Annotated in this window: 19 protein-coding genes; 12 read left to right on the top strand and 7 right to left on the bottom strand. The window is 42.5% G+C overall.

What is annotated here, in order from left to right; translation table 11 throughout:
* Positions 1 to 6: 6 nt before the first annotated feature.
* From IIB39_09000 to IIB39_09015, 4 genes are all read right to left on the bottom strand, one after another.
* Positions 7 to 1,098 carry a DegT/DnrJ/EryC1/StrS family aminotransferase gene (locus IIB39_09000; GenBank protein ID MCH8928837.1) on the bottom strand — a complete coding sequence of 364 codons (1,092 nt, stop codon included), beginning with the start codon at positions 1,096 to 1,098 and terminating at the stop codon, positions 7 to 9.
* Positions 1,099 to 1,392: 294 nt separating this feature from the next.
* Positions 1,393 to 2,397 (bottom strand): glycosyltransferase, encoded by a 1,005-nt coding sequence (locus tag IIB39_09005; GenBank protein ID MCH8928838.1) that lies wholly within the window; start codon positions 2,395 to 2,397, stop codon positions 1,393 to 1,395.
* Positions 2,394 to 3,455, bottom strand: coding sequence for a hypothetical protein (locus IIB39_09010; protein MCH8928839.1), 1,062 nt, complete (start codon positions 3,453 to 3,455; stop codon positions 2,394 to 2,396). Before IIB39_09010 ends, IIB39_09005 begins: the two co-directional genes overlap by 4 nt.
* Positions 3,456 to 3,502: 47 nt before the next feature.
* Complete coding sequence (locus tag IIB39_09015) at positions 3,503 to 4,507, bottom strand: radical SAM protein (protein ID MCH8928840.1); 1,005 nt, start codon at positions 4,505 to 4,507, stop codon at positions 3,503 to 3,505.
* 329 nt (positions 4,508 to 4,836) lie between these two features.
* Between IIB39_09015 and IIB39_09020 the strand changes: the two genes are divergently transcribed.
* From IIB39_09020 to IIB39_09030, 3 genes are all read left to right on the top strand, one after another.
* Positions 4,837 to 6,528 (top strand): HAD-IIIC family phosphatase, encoded by a 1,692-nt coding sequence (locus IIB39_09020; GenBank protein ID MCH8928841.1) that lies wholly within the window; start codon positions 4,837 to 4,839, stop codon positions 6,526 to 6,528.
* Entirely contained in the window at positions 6,518 to 6,763 is a 246-nt protein-coding gene (locus IIB39_09025; protein MCH8928842.1) for an acyl carrier protein, read from the top strand. The genes IIB39_09020 and IIB39_09025 overlap by 11 nt, the downstream gene beginning before the upstream one ends.
* 191 nt (positions 6,764 to 6,954) lie before the next feature.
* Complete coding sequence (locus IIB39_09030; GenBank protein ID MCH8928843.1) at positions 6,955 to 7,140, top strand: hypothetical protein; 186 nt, start codon at positions 6,955 to 6,957, stop codon at positions 7,138 to 7,140.
* A gap of 83 nt (positions 7,141 to 7,223) precedes the next feature.
* Here the strand turns inward: IIB39_09030 and iolG (IIB39_09035) are convergent, their stop codons facing one another.
* A complete protein-coding gene (gene iolG / locus IIB39_09035) occupies positions 7,224 to 8,228 on the bottom strand; it encodes an inositol 2-dehydrogenase (protein ID MCH8928844.1) in 1,005 nt (334 codons plus the stop codon).
* Positions 8,225 to 9,232, bottom strand: a complete 1,008-nt coding sequence (gene iolG / locus IIB39_09040) for an inositol 2-dehydrogenase (protein MCH8928845.1) — start codon at positions 9,230 to 9,232, stop codon at positions 8,225 to 8,227. The genes iolG (IIB39_09035) and iolG (IIB39_09040) overlap by 4 nt, the downstream gene beginning before the upstream one ends.
* A gap of 227 nt (positions 9,233 to 9,459) precedes the next feature.
* Between iolG (IIB39_09040) and IIB39_09045 the strand changes: the two genes are divergently transcribed.
* The 9 genes from IIB39_09045 (at position 9,460) to IIB39_09085 (ending at position 17,995) form a co-directional block, all read left to right on the top strand.
* On the top strand, positions 9,460 to 9,723 hold the full coding sequence (locus IIB39_09045; protein ID MCH8928846.1) for a hypothetical protein: 264 nt from the start codon (positions 9,460 to 9,462) through the stop codon (positions 9,721 to 9,723).
* Positions 9,724 to 9,798: 75 nt separating this feature from the next.
* Positions 9,799 to 10,374, top strand: a complete 576-nt coding sequence (locus IIB39_09050; GenBank protein ID MCH8928847.1) for a TonB-dependent receptor — start codon at positions 9,799 to 9,801, stop codon at positions 10,372 to 10,374.
* 302 nt (positions 10,375 to 10,676) lie between these two features.
* Positions 10,677 to 11,408, top strand: coding sequence for an isoprenylcysteine carboxylmethyltransferase family protein (locus IIB39_09055; protein MCH8928848.1), 732 nt, complete (start codon positions 10,677 to 10,679; stop codon positions 11,406 to 11,408).
* Positions 11,409 to 11,532: 124 nt separating this feature from the next.
* Positions 11,533 to 12,234, top strand: coding sequence for a TetR/AcrR family transcriptional regulator (locus IIB39_09060; protein MCH8928849.1), 702 nt, complete (start codon positions 11,533 to 11,535; stop codon positions 12,232 to 12,234).
* Positions 12,221 to 13,168, top strand: coding sequence for an ABC transporter substrate-binding protein (locus IIB39_09065; protein ID MCH8928850.1), 948 nt, complete (start codon positions 12,221 to 12,223; stop codon positions 13,166 to 13,168). The genes IIB39_09060 and IIB39_09065 overlap by 14 nt, the downstream gene beginning before the upstream one ends.
* Entirely contained in the window at positions 13,158 to 13,916 is a 759-nt protein-coding gene (locus tag IIB39_09070) for an ATP-binding cassette domain-containing protein (protein MCH8928851.1), read from the top strand. Before IIB39_09065 ends, IIB39_09070 begins: the two co-directional genes overlap by 11 nt.
* A gap of 2 nt (positions 13,917 to 13,918) precedes the next feature.
* Positions 13,919 to 14,662, top strand: a complete 744-nt coding sequence (locus IIB39_09075; protein ID MCH8928852.1) for an ABC transporter permease — start codon at positions 13,919 to 13,921, stop codon at positions 14,660 to 14,662.
* Positions 14,644 to 15,546, top strand: a complete 903-nt coding sequence (locus IIB39_09080; GenBank protein ID MCH8928853.1) for a prenyltransferase — start codon at positions 14,644 to 14,646, stop codon at positions 15,544 to 15,546. Before IIB39_09075 ends, IIB39_09080 begins: the two co-directional genes overlap by 19 nt.
* A 34-nt stretch (positions 15,547 to 15,580) precedes the next feature.
* Positions 15,581 to 17,995 (top strand): TonB-dependent receptor, encoded by a 2,415-nt coding sequence (locus IIB39_09085; GenBank protein MCH8928854.1) that lies wholly within the window; start codon positions 15,581 to 15,583, stop codon positions 17,993 to 17,995.
* Positions 17,996 to 18,081: 86 nt separating this feature from the next.
* On the opposite strand, the gene IIB39_09090 is transcribed toward IIB39_09085, so the two are convergent.
* The gene (locus IIB39_09090; GenBank protein ID MCH8928855.1) at positions 18,082 to 18,264 is read right to left on the bottom strand and encodes a hypothetical protein; all 183 of its coding nucleotides are present in this window, start codon (positions 18,262 to 18,264) and stop codon (positions 18,082 to 18,084) included.
* Positions 18,265 to 18,293: the final 29 nt, after the last annotated feature.

An 18,293-nucleotide genomic window follows, 5' to 3' on the forward strand; every position in this document is an offset into this window, starting at 1 on the left:
AAAAATTTATCCCTTATAAAACTCGGTTATAGAGGAAACAACGTATTCAATTTCCTCGTTGGAAACAGCTTCGCTTGCAGGAAGACTGAGGATCTCACCGATGATCTTTTCAGCGTTCGAGAATTCCGCGCGGGATTTGTCTTTGTAAGCCGGTTGCAACGGCATAAGTATCGGATGACGTATCTTAACTTCTATCCCTTTCGATTCAAGATGTTTTTTCAATTCATCTCTGTTCTCACACCGAATAGTATATGTGTAATATACCTGTCTTTCTCCATCGCTGTCTTCCGGAGTTACTACTAAATCACGAAGCAGTTCGGAATAGCTGCCGGCTACTTCCCTTCTTCGTTCAACAATGTCTTCAACCCTGTTGAACCGCACCAGCAACATAGCTGCCTGAATAGTATCAAGTCTGCTGTTTAATCCCGGCTCAACGCACAGTTCTCTGTCAATAGTTCCGGCATAGCGCAAGCTGATCAAACGCTTTTTAATTTCGGGGTCATCCGTAACTATAACTCCAGCCTCTCCGACCGCAGCGAATATTTTCATCGGATTAAGACTGAAACAGGCGATGTCTCCGAAAGAACCTGCTACACTGTCGTTAAATCGGGCGGAGAACGACTGAGCGGCATCTTCTATCATCAGTAAATTATGTTCCCTGACAATTTCAGATAACTTGTCCATCTGACAGACTTTTCCGTTAAAATGAACCGGAAGTAGCGCTTTGGTTTTATCCGAGATTAGTCTTCGCACGCTATCGGGAGAAATGTTCTGGTCGTCGGCAATATCCGCAAAGACAGGAGTAGCGCCAGTAAGAGAAATCGCATTGGCAGTGGCTATCCAAGAAAGTGAGGGAGCGATAACTTCGTCCCCGGGACCGATGCCGAGACTTCTGAGTCCGAGATATAAAGCGTCGGTTCCCGAGCTGACTCCCACGGCATAATTTCGTCCGCAATGTTCTGCGAAACGTGTCTCGAACTCTTCCACCTCGGGGCCGAGAACCAACCTGCCGTGTTTCATAACGGTTTCTACGGCATCAAGCAGCTCGGAACGCTCCTCCTCAGAGGTTATAGAGAGATCAAGGAAAGGGACCTTCATATCGAAGTTATGATTTCCTTCCTGAAAATAGTTTATACATGCTGAACCCGAAACTGTTTAGCAGCCAGAATAAGGGTATAGTCAAAGCCCGGTATAGATTGAGCCCGACTCCGGGAAACAATCCTAAAAAGGTAATTGTTTGATAAAAAGTTTTTGTCCATAGACCGAAAATTATTAAAATCAGTGCTATCACTCCAGGACTCATCCCAAAATAAAACAAAAAATAGCCGATGGACAAAAGTATAAACCATTTGAGCCATAACCTTCTGAAATCCCAAATTATTTTGTAAATACTCATCCTGCCCTCAAAGCGGATTTGAATTTCGACAGTTGATAGGTCAAGAAAGAGACGAACCGATCGAGAGATCTCCTTATCAAAACCGTAAAATTTAGGATTCCTGTCCAACCGAATTTTGAGAGTTTAGATTTACTATAGATAATCGAGATCACTTCTCTTAGATACTCACGTTTTTCTTTCGATCCTTTCGCGGTAATAAGCGCTCTGAAAAGCTGCTGTCGTTCAAAATAGCTGATGAATTCGGATGGGAAAAGGTCGCTGTACTCCGTTCTCATTATATTTGCGGCTCTTCTCTTATTTTCAAGCCATAAGGTGACATCTGATTTGGTTGAAGCCGCTAAGCCTTCGTCAAGTCTGCGCCATGCAGCGAGAGGCTCCGGTATGTAGCAAACTCCGTGGCGGAGAGCCAGTACAAGATGAATAAATCCATCACTGAAAGAGCCGAGATTCTGGTCGAACCCTCCAACATTCAATAAGCGCTCACGGTGAAACGCCACAGAATTTCCCATCATCCATGAACCGAAATCCCGTATCAACCGATAGCTATCGCCGGGCGAAAAATATTCCGACTTTTTTGATACCACCGGTGTGGGACAAATTCCTAAATTTTCTCCTTTTTCTCCTAATAAAATTGAAAGTGTCGAGCAAAGAGCGGCTTTCGGATGCCTCTCGAACATCGCCATAGTTTTCTCAAGGAATCCGGGCATTATTACATCATCGGCGGCAACTCCATAAACATAATCGCCCTTTGACATTTCCACTAAACGGTTAACGTTGTAAAGAACGCCGCGATTTTTTTTGTTACGGATTATTTTAATTATCGGATATTTCTCGGCAAACTTTTCAATAACATCCAAGCTGTTGTCTGTGGAACAATCGTCAATAATTATAAATTCCATCGGCTGGTAAGATTGCTCAAGAACGGCTTTTAGCGAATATTTCAGGAAGCGGCTATGATTATAATTAGTCATATAAACCGTTAGTGTCGGTTTTTTCTTCAAAGTTTTATCCTGTCAATATCGCCGTCACCCCGCGATATATACCATTCGGAGAAATCAATTTCCCTTTTTTTCATATGGGGAGGAGTATCTATGGCGAGACTAATTCCTCCGTTATTGAAATTTAACGGTCTGAAAAGAAATGGAATGTTCTCCTTGAAAGAGTCTTCGTTGATAAACCCGTTGGAATCGAAAGAATTGTTTGTGCCGGAATCGGTGCAGAAGAAATCAATCATAATTGCGCCGGAACTAATGCCCTCTTTGAGAATAAACGACAGCGCATTTTTTGCCGATTCACCGTTGAAATTCCAGTCTATTATTTTAAGGACACTCTCTTTTTTGTCCATAATATTTTCGATTCGATAAACCGCAAACATATTGCCGGGTCCGGTGATAGCTTTGTAGTTATGCCCGGGAATATCGAAGTATCGCCAGTTCAGGAATTTGCCGGAGCGGCGGACATAACCTTTGACGGTTGGTTGATCTTCAAAACGGAATTCGTCCGTATCGCTAAAACGTCCAACAGGGCTAATATCAGTTGAATCTCTAAATTTTGAAAGCATTTCCTCAGATTTCAATAACGTATTCAGGGTAGAATCGCCAGTTAAGGAAAATAAAGCGAAAACTTTTTCGGAATCGATTATTCCGATTCGACGAGGCATTTTATCGAGCAGCGGAACGTTTAAACGGTTATAGATGTCTATTGAGGCATCGCTGAGACCGATATAGAACCTGTTATCGAATTTCTCCCACAGTTTATACATAAGATTTAAACCGGAACCGTTTGATCCTGAGGTATACCAATTGTATGCAAAGCAACCGGTTTGCACTTTGTTGTCATAAATAAATTCAATGGGGATATAACCCAAAAAGCCGACTATTTTTGAATTATCCCACTCAATCCAAAAGGAGTATTCTCCGTTTTCATTGCCGGGTTGGTTTTTGAACTGCCAATTAAAGTAATTGAGTTCCTGAAGACGTGGATTATGCTTATATACATTGCTGAACAACTCAAAAAGAGCGGGAATATCTTCAACCGTACATCTTTTGATTTCACTCATATTAGTATTTATAAGAATTTGTATCTACATTTGAGATCTTGAAAACATTAAGCGAATTGTGGTGATCGCTTTTTCTCGAGACTGAACTCTTCATCAAATAGCCTGCATCCACGGCACATACTAATATCATTGCGATTTCCGGATTGATGTTTCTCACGAATTTCCGTCCATTTCTCATTCTTCCAGACTTCCGCTATTGATTGCGTATTTATGTCTCCGATGTTCATATGGGCATCGTAGTCTTGTCCGCAAAGTGGCACTATTCCCATAGCGGTTATATGCATTGTGGACCATGGAAGAATACATGGGTGATAAATCGAGCCGTAATCAGGAATATTACCTTCCCATTCAACCTGATTTCCCCAGCTGTGGGCTTGTTTCATATAAATCCGGTCGTGCGGTTTTCTGAGCAGGCTCCAAAATGATTCCCATCGTTCCATTTCATCTCTCTGGTCGGAATCAGTTAGATTGAAAAAAGATACGCCTCTGACCCGAACGACCATGTCAGGTTTCATCCTCTCACGAAGTTCAAAAAACTTTACGATATTCTTTAATGTAGTTTCGAATTTCAAGCCCACCCGCATCTTTTCATATTGTTCCTTCTCAACGGAATCAATAGAGAACATTATCTCGTCAAGTCCCGCTTCGATAATTTCTATCGCTTTTTTCTCGGTCAGCAACGATGCGTTAGTAGATATACTTGTCCTTTTTATCCCTGCTTTTTTAAGCTTTGCAATGTGCAGCGCAATGTTTTTGTCCATTAACGGCTCGCCGGCTCTTTGGACAGCGACAAATTCAATCCAATCAGAATATTTGCTCATTTCATCTACAATTTTATCAAATAGTGATTCAGGCATAAACGGAACCGATTTGTCCCATTCGTCCACAGGGCAAAAAGGACAGTGGGCATTACAAAGTCTAACCGTCTCAATCTGAAAATATTTTGGAAATTCTAAAGCTTCTTTGTAGTTGTCAAGGCTTAATCTCCTTGCGATATCCATCATCTCAAGGTTTAGGCTTGCTTTAGTTACCTCATTTTTATTCACTATCATTTTGAAAATCCCTAATTTAAAATGCTGTGTTCGATATTGGGCTACTTTAATTTATAGTGATCAATGAGATAATCATGATAGGACAATATTTCTTCTGCCTGCTTTTAAAAGTTCTCACTATAGCACTTTCTTTCACATTTTTCATACAATAATATTATCGGTGAAAATCGCTAAGACTTTAATATTTCACTGTTTAGCCTCTGAATTATTGAGCGATATGTATCGGTAATCGTATAAATTGAGATAAACATTTCCTATAGTGATAAAAGATTGAACTTGTTAAATTATCTGTTCGGGGAAAACATGGATTTTATACCGGAGTGGAACCGTTGAGTAGTAAATTGATAAGAAAATTCTCTTATTCGGACTTATTGTCGTTGTCGAATAATTCTGAAGAGGATGACAAAAACTCCTATAAAATAGGCTTTCTTCGTTCATACTCTATAGAAGTTATGGAGCCTGTATTAAGAGGTTTGACTCTGTTTGAACAATATTCATTGGACTGTAAGTATAGTAATTTCAATAATATACTTCAGGATTCGTTCGAGTTGGAAAATATATTCTCCGGAGAATTTGATATGCTTATCGTTAATTGGCGAAAAGCTGATATCGGCGATTCTGATTCGGAAACAGCAAAATATGTCGAGACAACTTTAGGGAATATTTCCTCTTTTATGGAGAGGAATCATTCGGTCAGGGTTCTTGTTCATTCGTTCATAAAGGATGAGGCTGTAAATAAGTCTGATGAAATAATAAGAGAGTTTTGTGAATCCAACGCTAACGCTTACCTCTTGGATATGGAAAAAGTGAGATCAATGATGCCCGAAGTAAATATCTATTCCGAAAGTATGGAACGAATCGCGAAATATCCGTTGACTAAAGAAGCGACGATCCTGATAGCCAAACGATACCTTTCGATAATGAGGATCGTATTCGGCTTTCAAAAAAAGTGCTTATCAATTGATCTGGATTACACGGCATGGGATGGGATTTTAGGCGAAGACGGAGAGGAGAGTGTTTACGATTCTCTGAAAACCGGCACAGGATATTCTGAATTTTGGGAATATATGACGACCCTTCTGAAGAACGGAGTAATTCTGTGTATTAACAGTAAAAATAACGAGGAGGATGTAAAGCAGCTGTTTGAAAATCGTAATATGCCTCTCGCCTGGGATGATTTTATTGTCAAACAAATAAACTGGTTGCCCAAGAGTCATAATATACAAACGATAGCGAAAGAGCTGAATATTGGTGCGGATAGTATCGTCCATTTAGATGACAGCGAGTTCGAATGTGAGGAAATTTTGGCTGGAGTCCCGGAAACTACAGTGGTGTATTCGGGCGATGGTCCTCAGGAATCGGTGCGGATATTGACCGAAGGAGGATATTTTGACTCACTTACCCGGTCAGTTGATGACAGTCTCAGAACTGAATCTTATCGCTCCGAACAGAAACGAAAGGAAGAGAAATCTTCATATCCGGATCTGAATTCATTTATTAAGTCACTCTCGTTACAGCTTACTGTTTTTAAAGTCAGAGAAACTGATCTTGACCGGATTAGCCAGCTTTATTTAAAGACCAATCAATTCAATATGACCACTATAAGGTACAGTATGGGTGAGTTGAAAAAGTTTATTTCCGATTCAGATAAATTATTGTATGGCTATTCTCTTGAGGATAAATTCGGAGAATATGGAATTATCGGCTCTTACTTGATAGATTTGAAAGAATCTGAATGGCGTATCGATTCTTTCCTGATGAGTTGCCGCGCTATAGGAAGAAAAGTCGAATTTGCGGTGATGAACAAAATTGTGACAGACGCGTTGGTAAACGGCGTCAATAAGTTATTCGCGCAGTACGAAAAAACCCCTAAAAACGGGTTTTTGGAAAAGTTTTATGATGAGTTAGGGTTCAAACGAATAAGAGTGGATAACAACAGGGTCACCTACGAATTGAACAGTTCAGAATACCGGAACGTTAACGAGGGGATGATAAAAATCAGAGAACTGAATGATGGATGAATCTGAAATTAGACTTAAAATTATACAGGTACTTTCAAAAGTATTGAACCTGTCCGAAAAAGAGATCAGAGAAAAGATAGAGAACGGCGATCTTATTTTCTGGGATTCATTGACTCACCTTAATCTGATTTTTTCCCTTGAAGATGAGTTCGGATTATCGTTTACCGAAAAAGATCTTATCGGGATGGAAGATTTTGATAAGATAATGAGCAGGATAAAAGAAAAGACCGATTGATAAGATTACTCGTAAAAATCAAATCCTAATATACGAAAATAGTTAGGAGCACAATTCCCAGGGACAGGATCAGTAAAAGCACATCAATGAATATCTTAGCGATAAAAAAGTAATAGGTGTAATAATAAATTCTTGAAGTTGCAAATAGTCTTACGCCGCCCATTACCATAAGCTTCTGCGGAGAACATTTTTTGGATTCCAAAAAAGAAGTTGTAGAAAAAGCCCTTAATATTCCGGAAATAACCTTTAGTTTTTTCAGCGGCAGATATTCATGGCCCGGCAAAAAAGAGTGGCCGCGCATTTTTTCTGAACAATACGGTAATCGTGCCTTTGTAGATATTACGAATCAAAAAACCGAGCTTATATTATATGATTGAACGAATCATCAATTCAACGAAACAGATAAATCAAAGTAACGCGTGCGACATTTTCTTTAACATCAACTTAATATTCCATACGCTCAATTGGAATAATTCTCAATCCGAACCGGTCTCTCTTCCAGGAGAGATTGTTTCGCAGCGAGGCCAATTAATACCGGAATAAAGCCATCTCGTCCGGTTACGGGTACTTGCCCGTCTTCTCGTATGACCCGGATAAATTCTTCAATTTCTATCCGGTACGACTCTTTGTAGCGCTCAAGGAAGAAATCCATAGGTTTATCCGAGATGACGCCTTGTGAGGTTTTCAGAACTGTTTGAAAACGAGTTCTGTTCTCTGTGGACATACTGCCATTTGACCCGAATACCTCCACTCGTTGATCAAAACCATAGACTGCCTGACGACTATTATGTATAAGAGCCATTGCTCCGTTTTCAAGTTTCAGAGTGGTTAGGGCTGTATCAATATCCCCACCCTTGCCTATGGAGGGATCTATCAAGACAGCACCGGCTGAATAAACTTCTACTACTTCACTTCCTGACAAAAAGCGTATTAAATCAATATCGTGGATGGTCGTATCCAAGAATAGGCCGCCGGATGTGATAAGATACTCTGCGGGCGGGGGCGCCGGATCAAGGTTTGTGATCCTTATAAGATAGCTCCGGCCAATCACTCCGGAATCGATAGCCTCTTTCAGTTGTACCAAGTCCGGATCGAAGCGGTGATTGAATCCTATCTGTAGTTTAACTCCCTGCAGCTCGACCACCTTAAGAGTTTCAGCGATAGTTTTTGGGTCAAATCCTATGGGCTTTTCGCAGAAGATGTGCTTTCCGGCTTGCGCTGCCTTGACGATCTGCTCAATGTGGAATGCGGATGGGGAGCAGATAATTACGGCTTCGATTTCGTTGTCTGAGAAAATCGCGTCCGCGCTCTGAGCATAGTTCAGTCCGATATTTTCCGCCCATGCTTTATCTGCCTTTAGGTCGGCGATGATTTTGAGATGCGTGCCCGGGATTCGTAGGATATTCTCAGCATGCAATTTGCCTATTCTACCTGTGCCGATTAGACCGAGTGTGATATTTTTCATCTCTCAACCTTAACGGGTCTATTCTTCTTAAATGATAACTCAGCAGCTTGGGCGATCTTGACGGCCTGCAAGGCATCTTGACCTGTGACCGGCGGAGTAGTTTGATTTCTGATAGAGGAAAAAAATTCCCGCAGTTCCGTAACGTAGGCTTCTTTATATCGCTCAACGAATGAATAGTGTGGTTTATCGGTAAACACTCCTTCAGCAGTACTCAGTATCGTACTGGTAGGCGTGGTATTAAGCGCTCTGATGCTACCTTCAGAGCCGAATACTTCCAGCTGCTGATCATATCCGTAATTCGTTTCCCTGCTGACGTCTATAATGCACAACGAGCCGTCCGTCATCTGAAGGGTGATTAAAGCGGTATCAATATCGCCGAGTTTTTCGAATTCGGGATCAATCAGCGCGGCGCCTGCGGAATAAACCTTTTCTACTTCACAACCGCTGATGTAACGCACCATGTCGAAATCATGGATGCAGAAGTCGAAAAAAAGACCGCCGGATCTACTAGCGTAAGCTGCGGTTGGTCTTTTCGGGTCGCGATTGGTTATCCTGATGACATGAGTTTTGCCGATTTTACCGGACTGGACGATTTCACGGACGCGCGTGAAGTTTGGATCAAACCGGCGGTTAAATCCGACCTGGAATAACACACCTGCCGCTTCGACGGCTTCAATTGCTTCTGCCACGCCCTCAGGTTCGAAGGCAACAGGTTTTTCGCAGAAAATATGTTTACCGTTCTTCGCGGAACTTTTAATTAAGGCTACATGAGCCGGAGAGGGAGCTGCAATAACCACTGCCTCGATTTCAGAATCGTGTATGACTACATTCTCGTCGAGGAAATGCTCCGGAATACCCATTGTTTCTATCCAGTTCTCATCTAAATTTGGACCGGCAACAGCCTTGAGTAAAACATCAGGAAAGTTGAATATAATATTTTCCGCGTGCATCTTACCGATGTGTCCTGCGCCGATTAATCCGGCAACGATAGGTTTAGAATGCATGGATATTTATAATACCTCCTGAGACCAGCTGCCAGTTATCTATATAATCCGCTGAACAATTGCACTTATACAAGACGAAATATATACGACATCCCTTACGCATGCAACAGTAAATAATTCTAAGCTTATTACCCATTCGCCATTACGGGACAGATCGTGATACGGGAATAGCTCCCATTCAGCCGCTGATTTAATATTCTTGACAATTCCTTTTAGAATAGCATATTTTGCAGCAATCAATCGTGCATTTTATCGGAGTTCGTATCAAACGCAGATGGCTGAAAGTTTATGGCAAGTCAGTATGTGCAACTGTTTTGCATACGCTGGTTCTTATATCCGTTACGAGTGTCATATCTTGCTCCGATGGTTTGGGACCCGTCGCCGGACTCAATGGTAAGGTCAACTTTTTAGGAGAATGGCCTGATAGTTTGGCTGGCGCTGTAGTCGCTGCTTTTTTGAGTATTCCCTCGAGTTTGGATGAGGACCCTTAAGGTATAAGCGATATTATTCCGAACGGAATTGAAGAATCATCTTATTTCATCCAACTTAATCCTGCAAGGTACGCAATGATTCTCGTTGCGGGAATCAAACCGGATTCATCTGCGGTTTTATTGAAAGTTTTTGCCGGTGTGATTGTAGAAGCAGGCACAGAAACTCCAAACATCGATATCAGCGATGGCGTTATCAGGTTCAGGAACGTTAGCGCCGCTTTCACACAGGGAATGGAATTTTCTCTTTCTTCTAATCCGTTCGGGAGATTGGAAATCGTAACGTTATATACTTATATCGATTCAGGAGACAAAGTATTGAGAGTCCCGCTTACCTATAGGCACAAGCATATATTTGCACTCTATCCCTCCATAAAGCTGGCGGATATTAAACTTACAATGGAATACAGATATAAAAGCCGGGTTGACAGGGTAGCCATTTTCCAAGAAAATCCTATCACCGGTCAGGACAAAAGGATTCCGATAAAGTTAATTGACGTTAGAGTTGAAGTTCCTATTTCTATAGGGCACATCAGATTCACCATTGCGAATCTGACCAATTATCATTATACAGAAATTGAGCGTTCGATGAGACCCGGACGAAGTTTCGTTATATCATTCAGTACAATTATTAATCATACCAAAACGCCGTAGAATACTTATTTGCACATCTATCAATAGCCGAGGCAGTGTTTTTCTGAAGTAAATCAATTTCCATTTCCCTTAATAGATTTTATTTTTCTTGATATAACGAATCCTAATCTTCATATTATACCGAATATGAAATAAACGATCATGTTCACTATTAATAGATGTTTATGTAATAATGGCCGATTGCCGGGAGGCTTTTTAAGTTACACAAACTGCCACATTATTATCTAAAACCATATTTCCTCTGATCCTTCAGGTTTCTGCGCCAAATTACAACACCGCCAAACAAAAGGAGATAATCTAATATGGGTAAACTAATAGCTTTCTTATATGGAATTATTGCGTACGCGGTATTTTTTGGATCCTTTTTATATGCTATCGGATTCGTCGGTAATTTGATAGTGCCTAAATCCATTGATTCGGGCATGGAAGGACCACTTATGGAATCTATACTAATCAATGCATTGCTGCTTGGTCTTTTTGCCGTCCAGCACAGCGTCATGGCGCGGCCGGCTTTTAAAAACTGGTGGACGAAATTTGTTCCGAAGACTGTGGAGCGAAGCACTTATGTACTTATCGCAAGCTTGCTGCTTTTCCTTATGTTCTGGCAGTGGCGACCATTGCCGGGAATAGTATGGAATGTCGAGAACAGTACAGCATCGATGATCCTGACTGTGCTTTTCTGGGCCGGCTGGGGTATTGTGCTTGTATCAACATTTATCATCAATCATTTTGACCTATTCGGATTGAGGCAGGTGTATGCCAATTTACGGAGCACAGAGCTTACACCGCTTAAATTTCAAACAAGGTTATTCTACAAATATGTGCGCCATCCTATAATGACAGGATTCATAATAGCATTCTGGGCGGCGCCGCAGATGTCGCTGGGGCATCTAATTTTCGCCGTCGCAACGACAGGCTATATCATAATAGGTATTCATTTTGAAGAGAAAGACCTGATAGACATCCACGGTGACACTTATACAGAATACCGAAACAATGTATCAATGCTATTCCCATTGCCCAAGAAGAGATAGAGCAAAAGATAGTAAGACGGCAATTTATTCAAAAGCCCCGCTTGATGGTGGGGCTTTTGAATTAGATGGCAGAAAAATCGGAATATTTCTTGTAATCTGTAAATAATGTTCATAAATTGACCACATGGTCATTTCAAAATTCATTACCCGAAAGAAGATTGAGGAGCCTGAAGAATCAGAGCAATTCAATCATCTACCCGCTGAGAAAAAAACCAGAATTACAGATGCGTTCATAAGCGAATTCGCTAAAAAGGGTTTTAGGGCGGCAAGCATGAATAAGATTGTGGAGCGGGCAGGTATCTCAAAAGGCTCAATCTTCAATTATTTCACTTCAAAAAACCAACTGTTTATGTATGCGTATAAAGTTGCGTTTGAGCGCGTCAAAGAATATCTACGCGAAGTCAGGGATGAGACAAAAGACGAAGAATTTTTTACCCGATTTCAGAAAGTAATGGAAGCGGGTGTCCGGTTCGTCAAGAAACATCCCAATTTGGCGAGGATTTATTACCGGATATTGTACACGGGTGATTCGCCTGAAGGAGTAGCGATTTTGCAGGAAATACATGCGGAATCTATGAAGTTTATAAGCTCCTTCGTTGAGCAAGGCGTTGAGAGAGGCGAAATATCAGCGGAGATTGATGTGGATAAGGCTGCTTTCATTCTTGAAAGCGTACTAAACCGATTTCTGCAAGTTCAGCATCAGAACGTTCTGGACCCATCTTTAAAGCTTTACGGCGCAAGCAGCGAAGAATCTGAGCGGTGGATAGAAGAAATGGTGACTCTGTTAAGAAATTGGATGGGAGTAAATTCAAATGAAGCTAAATAAATCATCCAAAGTCATAATGCTCGGAGCGCTTATTTTATCCCTGATTACGAGTTGCTCCGATTCAAAGAAACCGGTTGACTTAAAGTTCGGCGTATTGCCTGTGATACAGGCATTGCCTCTTTTCGTCGCGGTAGATAAGGGGTTTTTCGAGGAGGCATCGTTAAATGTAGAACTCGTTAATTTCAGGTCTGCAATGGGAATTGACATCGCGCTGACCGCAGGTCAAATTGCCGGATATTTCGGAGATTTGATAACTCCGGTGATCTTAAAGTCGAATAGTACTCCCGTTCGCATAGCTGCTTCATTCACTAATACGGTTCATAATCAGAGGATGTTCGCGCTTTTGCTGCCACCGGGTGCCGAAAAAATCACTGTTTCCGAAGCTGCAAAATTGGGAATTGCCACGAGCTCCAACACGATTGTGGACTATTTCATTTATCTGCTGTTAGGCGGGAAAGAGACCGAAAATGCCACTGATTATAAAATCGTGGAAACGAAAAATATTCCCATTCGCCTCCAACTGTTATTGAACGGCCAGTTTGCCGCAGCTGTATTGTCAGAACCAATGGTAACATTCGCGGAGATGAACGGGGCGCAGGTAATTGGGGAAGACAGGGGAATGCCGTTTTCGGTTACGACACTTTCATTTACAGAAAATTTTTTAGAAGATTCCCCCGAGATTGTAAAGACTTTCCTGCAAGTGGTAGAAAAATCAATCAAATATATTGAAGCTAATCCCGATTCGGTTCGCCAAATTATGAACTCTCATGTGAACGTTCCAAAGGAACTTCAGGATAGCATTGCAATCCCCAAATTTCCTGAAGCTGCACTTCCGGACCATGAACAGCTTGATAATGTTATCGATTGGCTGAAAATGAAACAGATAATCAAGACAGAAATACGTTATGAGGACTTGATAATTCGTGACAACTAATAATAATCTTCTTAAAGTCGAAAACCTCAGTAAAGTTTTTCCAAACGGCGATAAAGAAAAGGTGGTGCTTTCGGGGATTAACATAGATTTGGCAGTGGGTGAATCCATTTCAATTGCGGGGCCGTCGGGATGTGGAAAAACTACGCTGCTGCTTATCATAGCGGGTCTGATTTCTCCGACGGCAGGCAACATATCTCTGAACGGAAAGGCTTACTCTAAACCAAGTAACGATTTAGCCTTGGTATTGCAAGACTACGGCTTGCCACCGTGGAAGAGAGTGAAAGAAAACATCACTCTCGGAGCGCGCCTGCAAAATATTACGGTAAGCGATGATGAGTTGAATGACCTGAAATCTCAGCTTAAAATTGAGGGATTAGATCATTTGTATCCTCATCAATTAAGCGGAGGACAGCGACAGCGAGTCGCCCTGGCGAGGACTCTGTTGCTAAAACCTAAATTGTTGTTATTGGACGAGCCGTTCGCCGCCATTGATGCGCTTACCCGGGAAAGCCTCCAAAAAATGCTGTTAAGAATTTCCGATCAACGTAAACTGAGTTTCATAATTGTAACGCATAACGTGGAAGAAGCGTCTCTTTTGGGCGGACGAATAATGGTTATGGAATCAAACGGAGGAGCTATCAACACAGTTATTGATAATCCCGGTTTTTCGAGTGACGGCTACCGGGAAACACCTGAGTTCTTTGAAATGGTCAATCATCTGAGACAGGTTTTGAAGGCAACAAGTTAATTATGCCGAGGTATTTATCATATTTGATAACATTGGCAATTGTTCTATTAATTTGGTATGCCGCGTCAATTCAATTGGGCGCCAACTTGCTGCCGAACCCGATTTCAGTATTGAGTCTTCTGCTGAGTGAGGCGGGCAGCGCGGATTATTGGGCTCACGTGGGGATAAGTTCGTGGCGAATTATAGCGGGAGTGGGATTGGCGTTTATCTTTGCTGTGCCGTTGGGATTAATCGTGGGAAGCAGCCCGAAGATAAATAGAATTTTTTCGCCGATAATATATATGAGTTATCCTGTGCCGAAGATTGTTCTTCTGCCGATAATACTGCTTCTGTTTGGTATCGGCGATGCGAGTAAAATAATTCTCATTATGCTGATTGTATTTTTTCAGGTTTTTATCACGTCACGGGATGCGGCGCGAAATATAAGTAAAGAGATGATTCTCTCTTTCAGGTCACTTGGCGGAAACAGACTTCAATATTACCGGCATATAGTTCTCCCTGCAAGCCTGCCCGGTATTTTTACGTCAATGCGTTTAGCGGGAGGCACGGCGGTAGCGGTCCTGTTTTTCGTGGAATCTATCAGCGCATCCCACGGGCTTGGTTTATACATCATAGATGCGTGGGGTAGGGCAGATTACACGGCAATGTATGTCGGCATTGTATCTATGTCCTTTTTAGGGATTATCCTGTATGAATTTTTCGAAATTTTGGAAAGAAAAACCTGCAAATGGAAATATACTCAATGAAATTCGGGAGATGGAATGATTGGGTTCAGGCGAGCCGCCCGCCATTTTACATCGCTACGTTCATTCCGCTCACAATGGGATTCGTGCTTGCGGGAAATGAGGGCATCTGGGAACCCGCTCTATTCGCAATAATTAATTTGGGAGCTTTTTTAGTTCACCTCGCTACTAATATCGCCAACGATTATTTCGATCATGTGCAGGGAAGCGATTCAGGGGTTTCAATCGGCGGCTCCCGCGTAATTCAGGAGGAAAAGATTTCTCCGAATGTCCTTTTAACCTCAATAATATTGATGTATGCGGGCGCAACAGGGGTAGCGATATATCTCACGAGCTCGCTGAATATACCGGAATTATGGTGGCTTCTGTCATTTGCGTTTCTAAGCAGTTTGTTTTATGTGGCGCCGCCGATTCGATACGGATACCGAGGTCTTGGAGAGCTGTTGGTAGGGATAAATATGGGTCCTATCATAGTGTTGGGTTCTTATTGGGTGATGACGGGGACTCCCAGCGTTGAACCTGTCTGGATTTCAATTCCGGCAGGTCTGATGGTCGCTTTCATCCTTTATTATCAAAGTTTGCCGGATATGGTAACCGATGAAAACGCGGGCAAACGAACGCTTGCCGTCCGACTTGGCAGAAAAGGAGCTCAGATCGGGATAATAGTTTTCGGGGTGGCTGTTTATTCGGCAATCATCTTCGAATATATCACAGGAAGATATTCCGCAGTGAGTCTGGTTTCAATTATAACGCTACCGCTTTTCATAAAAATTGTGAGTTTAGCAAAGAGGACTTCAGATTGGGTAGAGCTGGATAAACATGGAAATTATGTGCGGTTGTTCTATCTGATAAATGGAGTGATACTGATATTGGCGATCAACATATAAAAAACAAAAACTACAAAAAATAGAAGAGGCAAAAATGGGAAGTAAACTATACGCGGTAACGCTAATTGTACTATTGGCAGTAGGTTCGGTCTATGCCGGATCCGGCACAATCAGCGGAGTCATCACGGGCGAAAACGGTAATCCGATTATAGGCGCTAATGTATGGCTTAAAGGCACTACGATAGGCTCGTCAACACGAATAGACGGCAGTTACCGGATAAGCGGAATTCCAAATGGAGCATATCAGATAATTGCTGCTCATATAGGAAACCAATCTGTGGAAATTCCTATCATTGTCACAGGGAATAGCGCGGAGATAAATATAACTATGCTGGAAGGATTTATTTACGGTGAGGAAGTTGTCGTATCAAGCACGCTCAGACCACAGAAATTGGTGGACGCGCCTGGAACTATCTCGGTAGTATACACCGAAGAGCTCCACAAAGCGGCGGGATTTTCGTTCGCGAATTCTATACAGAACGTCAAAGGCGTTAACGTCTATCGTAACGGTATTGACGGAGTCGGCATCAGCGCGCGAGGTTTTATGACCGCTTATAACTATCGTTTTCAGCTTATGACCGACGGAATGAACAGTATGCTCACGGGCAACGGTTTCTCCGGAACGCATATGAATCTCACATCGAAGGAGGACCTGGAACGGGTAGAGGTAGTGGTCGGGCCGAGTTCCGCGCTATATGGTCCCAACGCTCATAACGGAATGATGAATGTTATAACGTTGCATCCGAGAGATTCGCAAGGCGGGATATTAGTGGTTGGCTCCGGTCAGAACGATATTATTAATATCAGAGGTCGCTATGCCGGTGTGTCCGGACCCTTCTCATATAAAATTAACGCCGAGAGTCTCACAGGAAAAGATTGGGATGACAACAGGAAATATTGGCTGGATCTGAACGGTAACGGAACCGAAGATGACGGCGAGTTCACCATTGAAGGAAACAATTTTCCCATTGAGCATCTCCGTGGAAGTGGGAACGTTTTTTATGATTTGAACGAAGATATCGAACTAACCGGCGGCTACAGCTATTACAAATTTTCGACGCGGAATATGACCAATATCGGTCACAACATCATAAAAGACTGGAAGATGCAACGCTGGAATATCGGAGCGACACATCCTCGATTTTTTGTTCGGCTTCATGGTAGTGAAAACGAATCCGGTGAATATTATCAGGAAGATATCAGGGCTCTTGTTCAGTTAGCATTTGGACTAACTCAACAACAGGCGATAGACGCGACCAACTTAGTAGATAAGTCAACCTCCATCGCGGGCGAGGTACAGGGTAATATACTGCTTGAAAAAATCAATCTTATCGGTGGTGTGAGCTGGGAACATGAAACACCCATAAGCGAACGTACTGTCCTTCTGGACAGAGGCATTGACCCCATATCAGGATTGTTAACAGGAGAGAATATAACCGTGGATCAGGTTGGATTTTACGGGCAGGTTGAGCGTGACCTGATTAAGGATTTCGAGTTCACCACGGCATTCCGGTTCGACACTCACAGCAACTACGAAAGCCAGCTGAGTCCGCGATTCGGATTGGTTTGGAAAGGTCTGAAGAACGGAAATTTCAGAGTGACATGGAACCGCGCGTTTCAAGCGCCTTCCATCGCGCAGCAATATCTGTATATCGCGATACCGGGTTCACGGTATCAGGCAGGTAACGGGTTAGGGTTTACTTTGGCTGACGGTTCTACCATAGATCCGCTTGAGCCTGAAATAAACGAGACGTTCGAATTCGGTTACAAGGGTACGCCTCTGAACAGATTATTCGTGGACGGAAGCTATTACATCAGCAAATACACCAATTTCATAAGCGGATTTATTCCTGTCGGAAACGCGGTGAAAATGGGTGATACCGATCTCGACCCGTCTCTTCCGTTGCTGACATATTTGAATTTCGGTGAAGTCACGTTGACTGGATTTGACGTTGAACTAAAATACAGCCTGGACAACAGCTATCGCCTGTTCGGTAATTTCTCCTTTGTGGACGCGTCGGATTTCGATAACGAAAAAGAGAAAGCAAAGACCACAGCTGATGCGCAATTTTACAGTGGCTTCTTTTTTAACACCGCTGAAATGAAATGGCATCTCGGTATTGAAGGGAAGGACATCGGCACTCCCGGTCTTGATCTGTCAATTAAAGCGCGTCACGTTAATGAATATGACTTCGTCTCGGGGAAATGGTCTGCTACACAAGCAGGAGCCGGCACTATTCCGGCATTTGCGGCAGGAAATCCATACTACGCGGATAACGGTCCGCTGGGCGGATTCACGCTTGTTGACCTAAACGCCGCCTATCCTGTGAACGAAACTGTTTCTTTGGTTCTGAATATTGAGAATGTATTTGATACAGAAGCGTTTCAGATGGTAGGCTCGCCGTCAACAGCCAGATTAGCGATATTGGAAGTTAAGTATTCGTTTTAGTTCGAAATAGTCCGATTATAATAATAAAGCCCCTTATTCAAGGGGCTTTACTATTTCATATCAGTTTTTAAGAAACAAAAAGCGATCTAAGATTTACTCCTGGCCGCTCGGACTCTGTCACTCTCACTTAGGAACTGTTTTCGGAGGCGGACGGATTTGGGGGTTATCTCAAGATATTCATCATCGCTCATAACGCTCATCCCTTTTTCGATGGTCATCTCCAGCGGAGTAGTAAGTCGGATAGCTTCATCGGCACCTGAAGAGCGCATATTGGAGAGTTGTTTTCCCTTGATGGGAT

The sequence above is a fragment of the Candidatus Neomarinimicrobiota bacterium genome, assembly GCA_022573815.1.
Lineage (GTDB): Bacteria > Fidelibacterota > SORT01 > SORT01 > SORT01 > JACZTG01.

Excerpts from the sequence above, each read along its gene's own strand:
- IIB39_09055 (MCH8928848.1), top strand. The coding sequence starts at position 10,677 with ATGGGTAAACTAATAGCTTTCTTATATGGAATTATTGCGTACGCGGTA.
- IIB39_09050 (MCH8928847.1), top strand. The coding sequence starts at position 9,799 with ATGATTCTCGTTGCGGGAATCAAACCGGATTCATCTGCGGTTTTATTG.
- IIB39_09060 (MCH8928849.1), top strand. The coding sequence starts at position 11,533 with ATGGTCATTTCAAAATTCATTACCCGAAAGAAGATTGAGGAGCCTGAA.
- IIB39_09025 (MCH8928842.1), top strand. The coding sequence starts at position 6,518 with ATGATGGATGAATCTGAAATTAGACTTAAAATTATACAGGTACTTTCA.
- IIB39_09000 (MCH8928837.1), bottom strand. The coding sequence starts at position 1,098 with ATGAAGGTCCCTTTCCTTGATCTCTCTATAACCTCTGAGGAGGAGCGT.
- IIB39_09010 (MCH8928839.1), bottom strand. The coding sequence starts at position 3,455 with ATGAGTGAAATCAAAAGATGTACGGTTGAAGATATTCCCGCTCTTTTT.
- IIB39_09085 (MCH8928854.1), top strand. The coding sequence starts at position 15,581 with ATGGGAAGTAAACTATACGCGGTAACGCTAATTGTACTATTGGCAGTA.
- iolG (MCH8928844.1), bottom strand. The coding sequence starts at position 8,228 with ATGAAAAATATCACACTCGGTCTAATCGGCACAGGTAGAATAGGCAAA.
- iolG (MCH8928845.1), bottom strand. The coding sequence starts at position 9,232 with ATGCATTCTAAACCTATCGTTGCCGGATTAATCGGCGCAGGACACATC.
- IIB39_09065 (MCH8928850.1), top strand. The coding sequence starts at position 12,221 with ATGAAGCTAAATAAATCATCCAAAGTCATAATGCTCGGAGCGCTTATT.
- IIB39_09080 (MCH8928853.1), top strand. The coding sequence starts at position 14,644 with ATGGAAATATACTCAATGAAATTCGGGAGATGGAATGATTGGGTTCAG.
- IIB39_09090 (MCH8928855.1), bottom strand. The coding sequence starts at position 18,264 with ATGCGCTCTTCAGGTGCCGATGAAGCTATCCGACTTACTACTCCGCTG.
- IIB39_09015 (MCH8928840.1), bottom strand. The coding sequence starts at position 4,507 with ATGATAGTGAATAAAAATGAGGTAACTAAAGCAAGCCTAAACCTTGAG.
- IIB39_09075 (MCH8928852.1), top strand. The coding sequence starts at position 13,919 with ATGCCGAGGTATTTATCATATTTGATAACATTGGCAATTGTTCTATTA.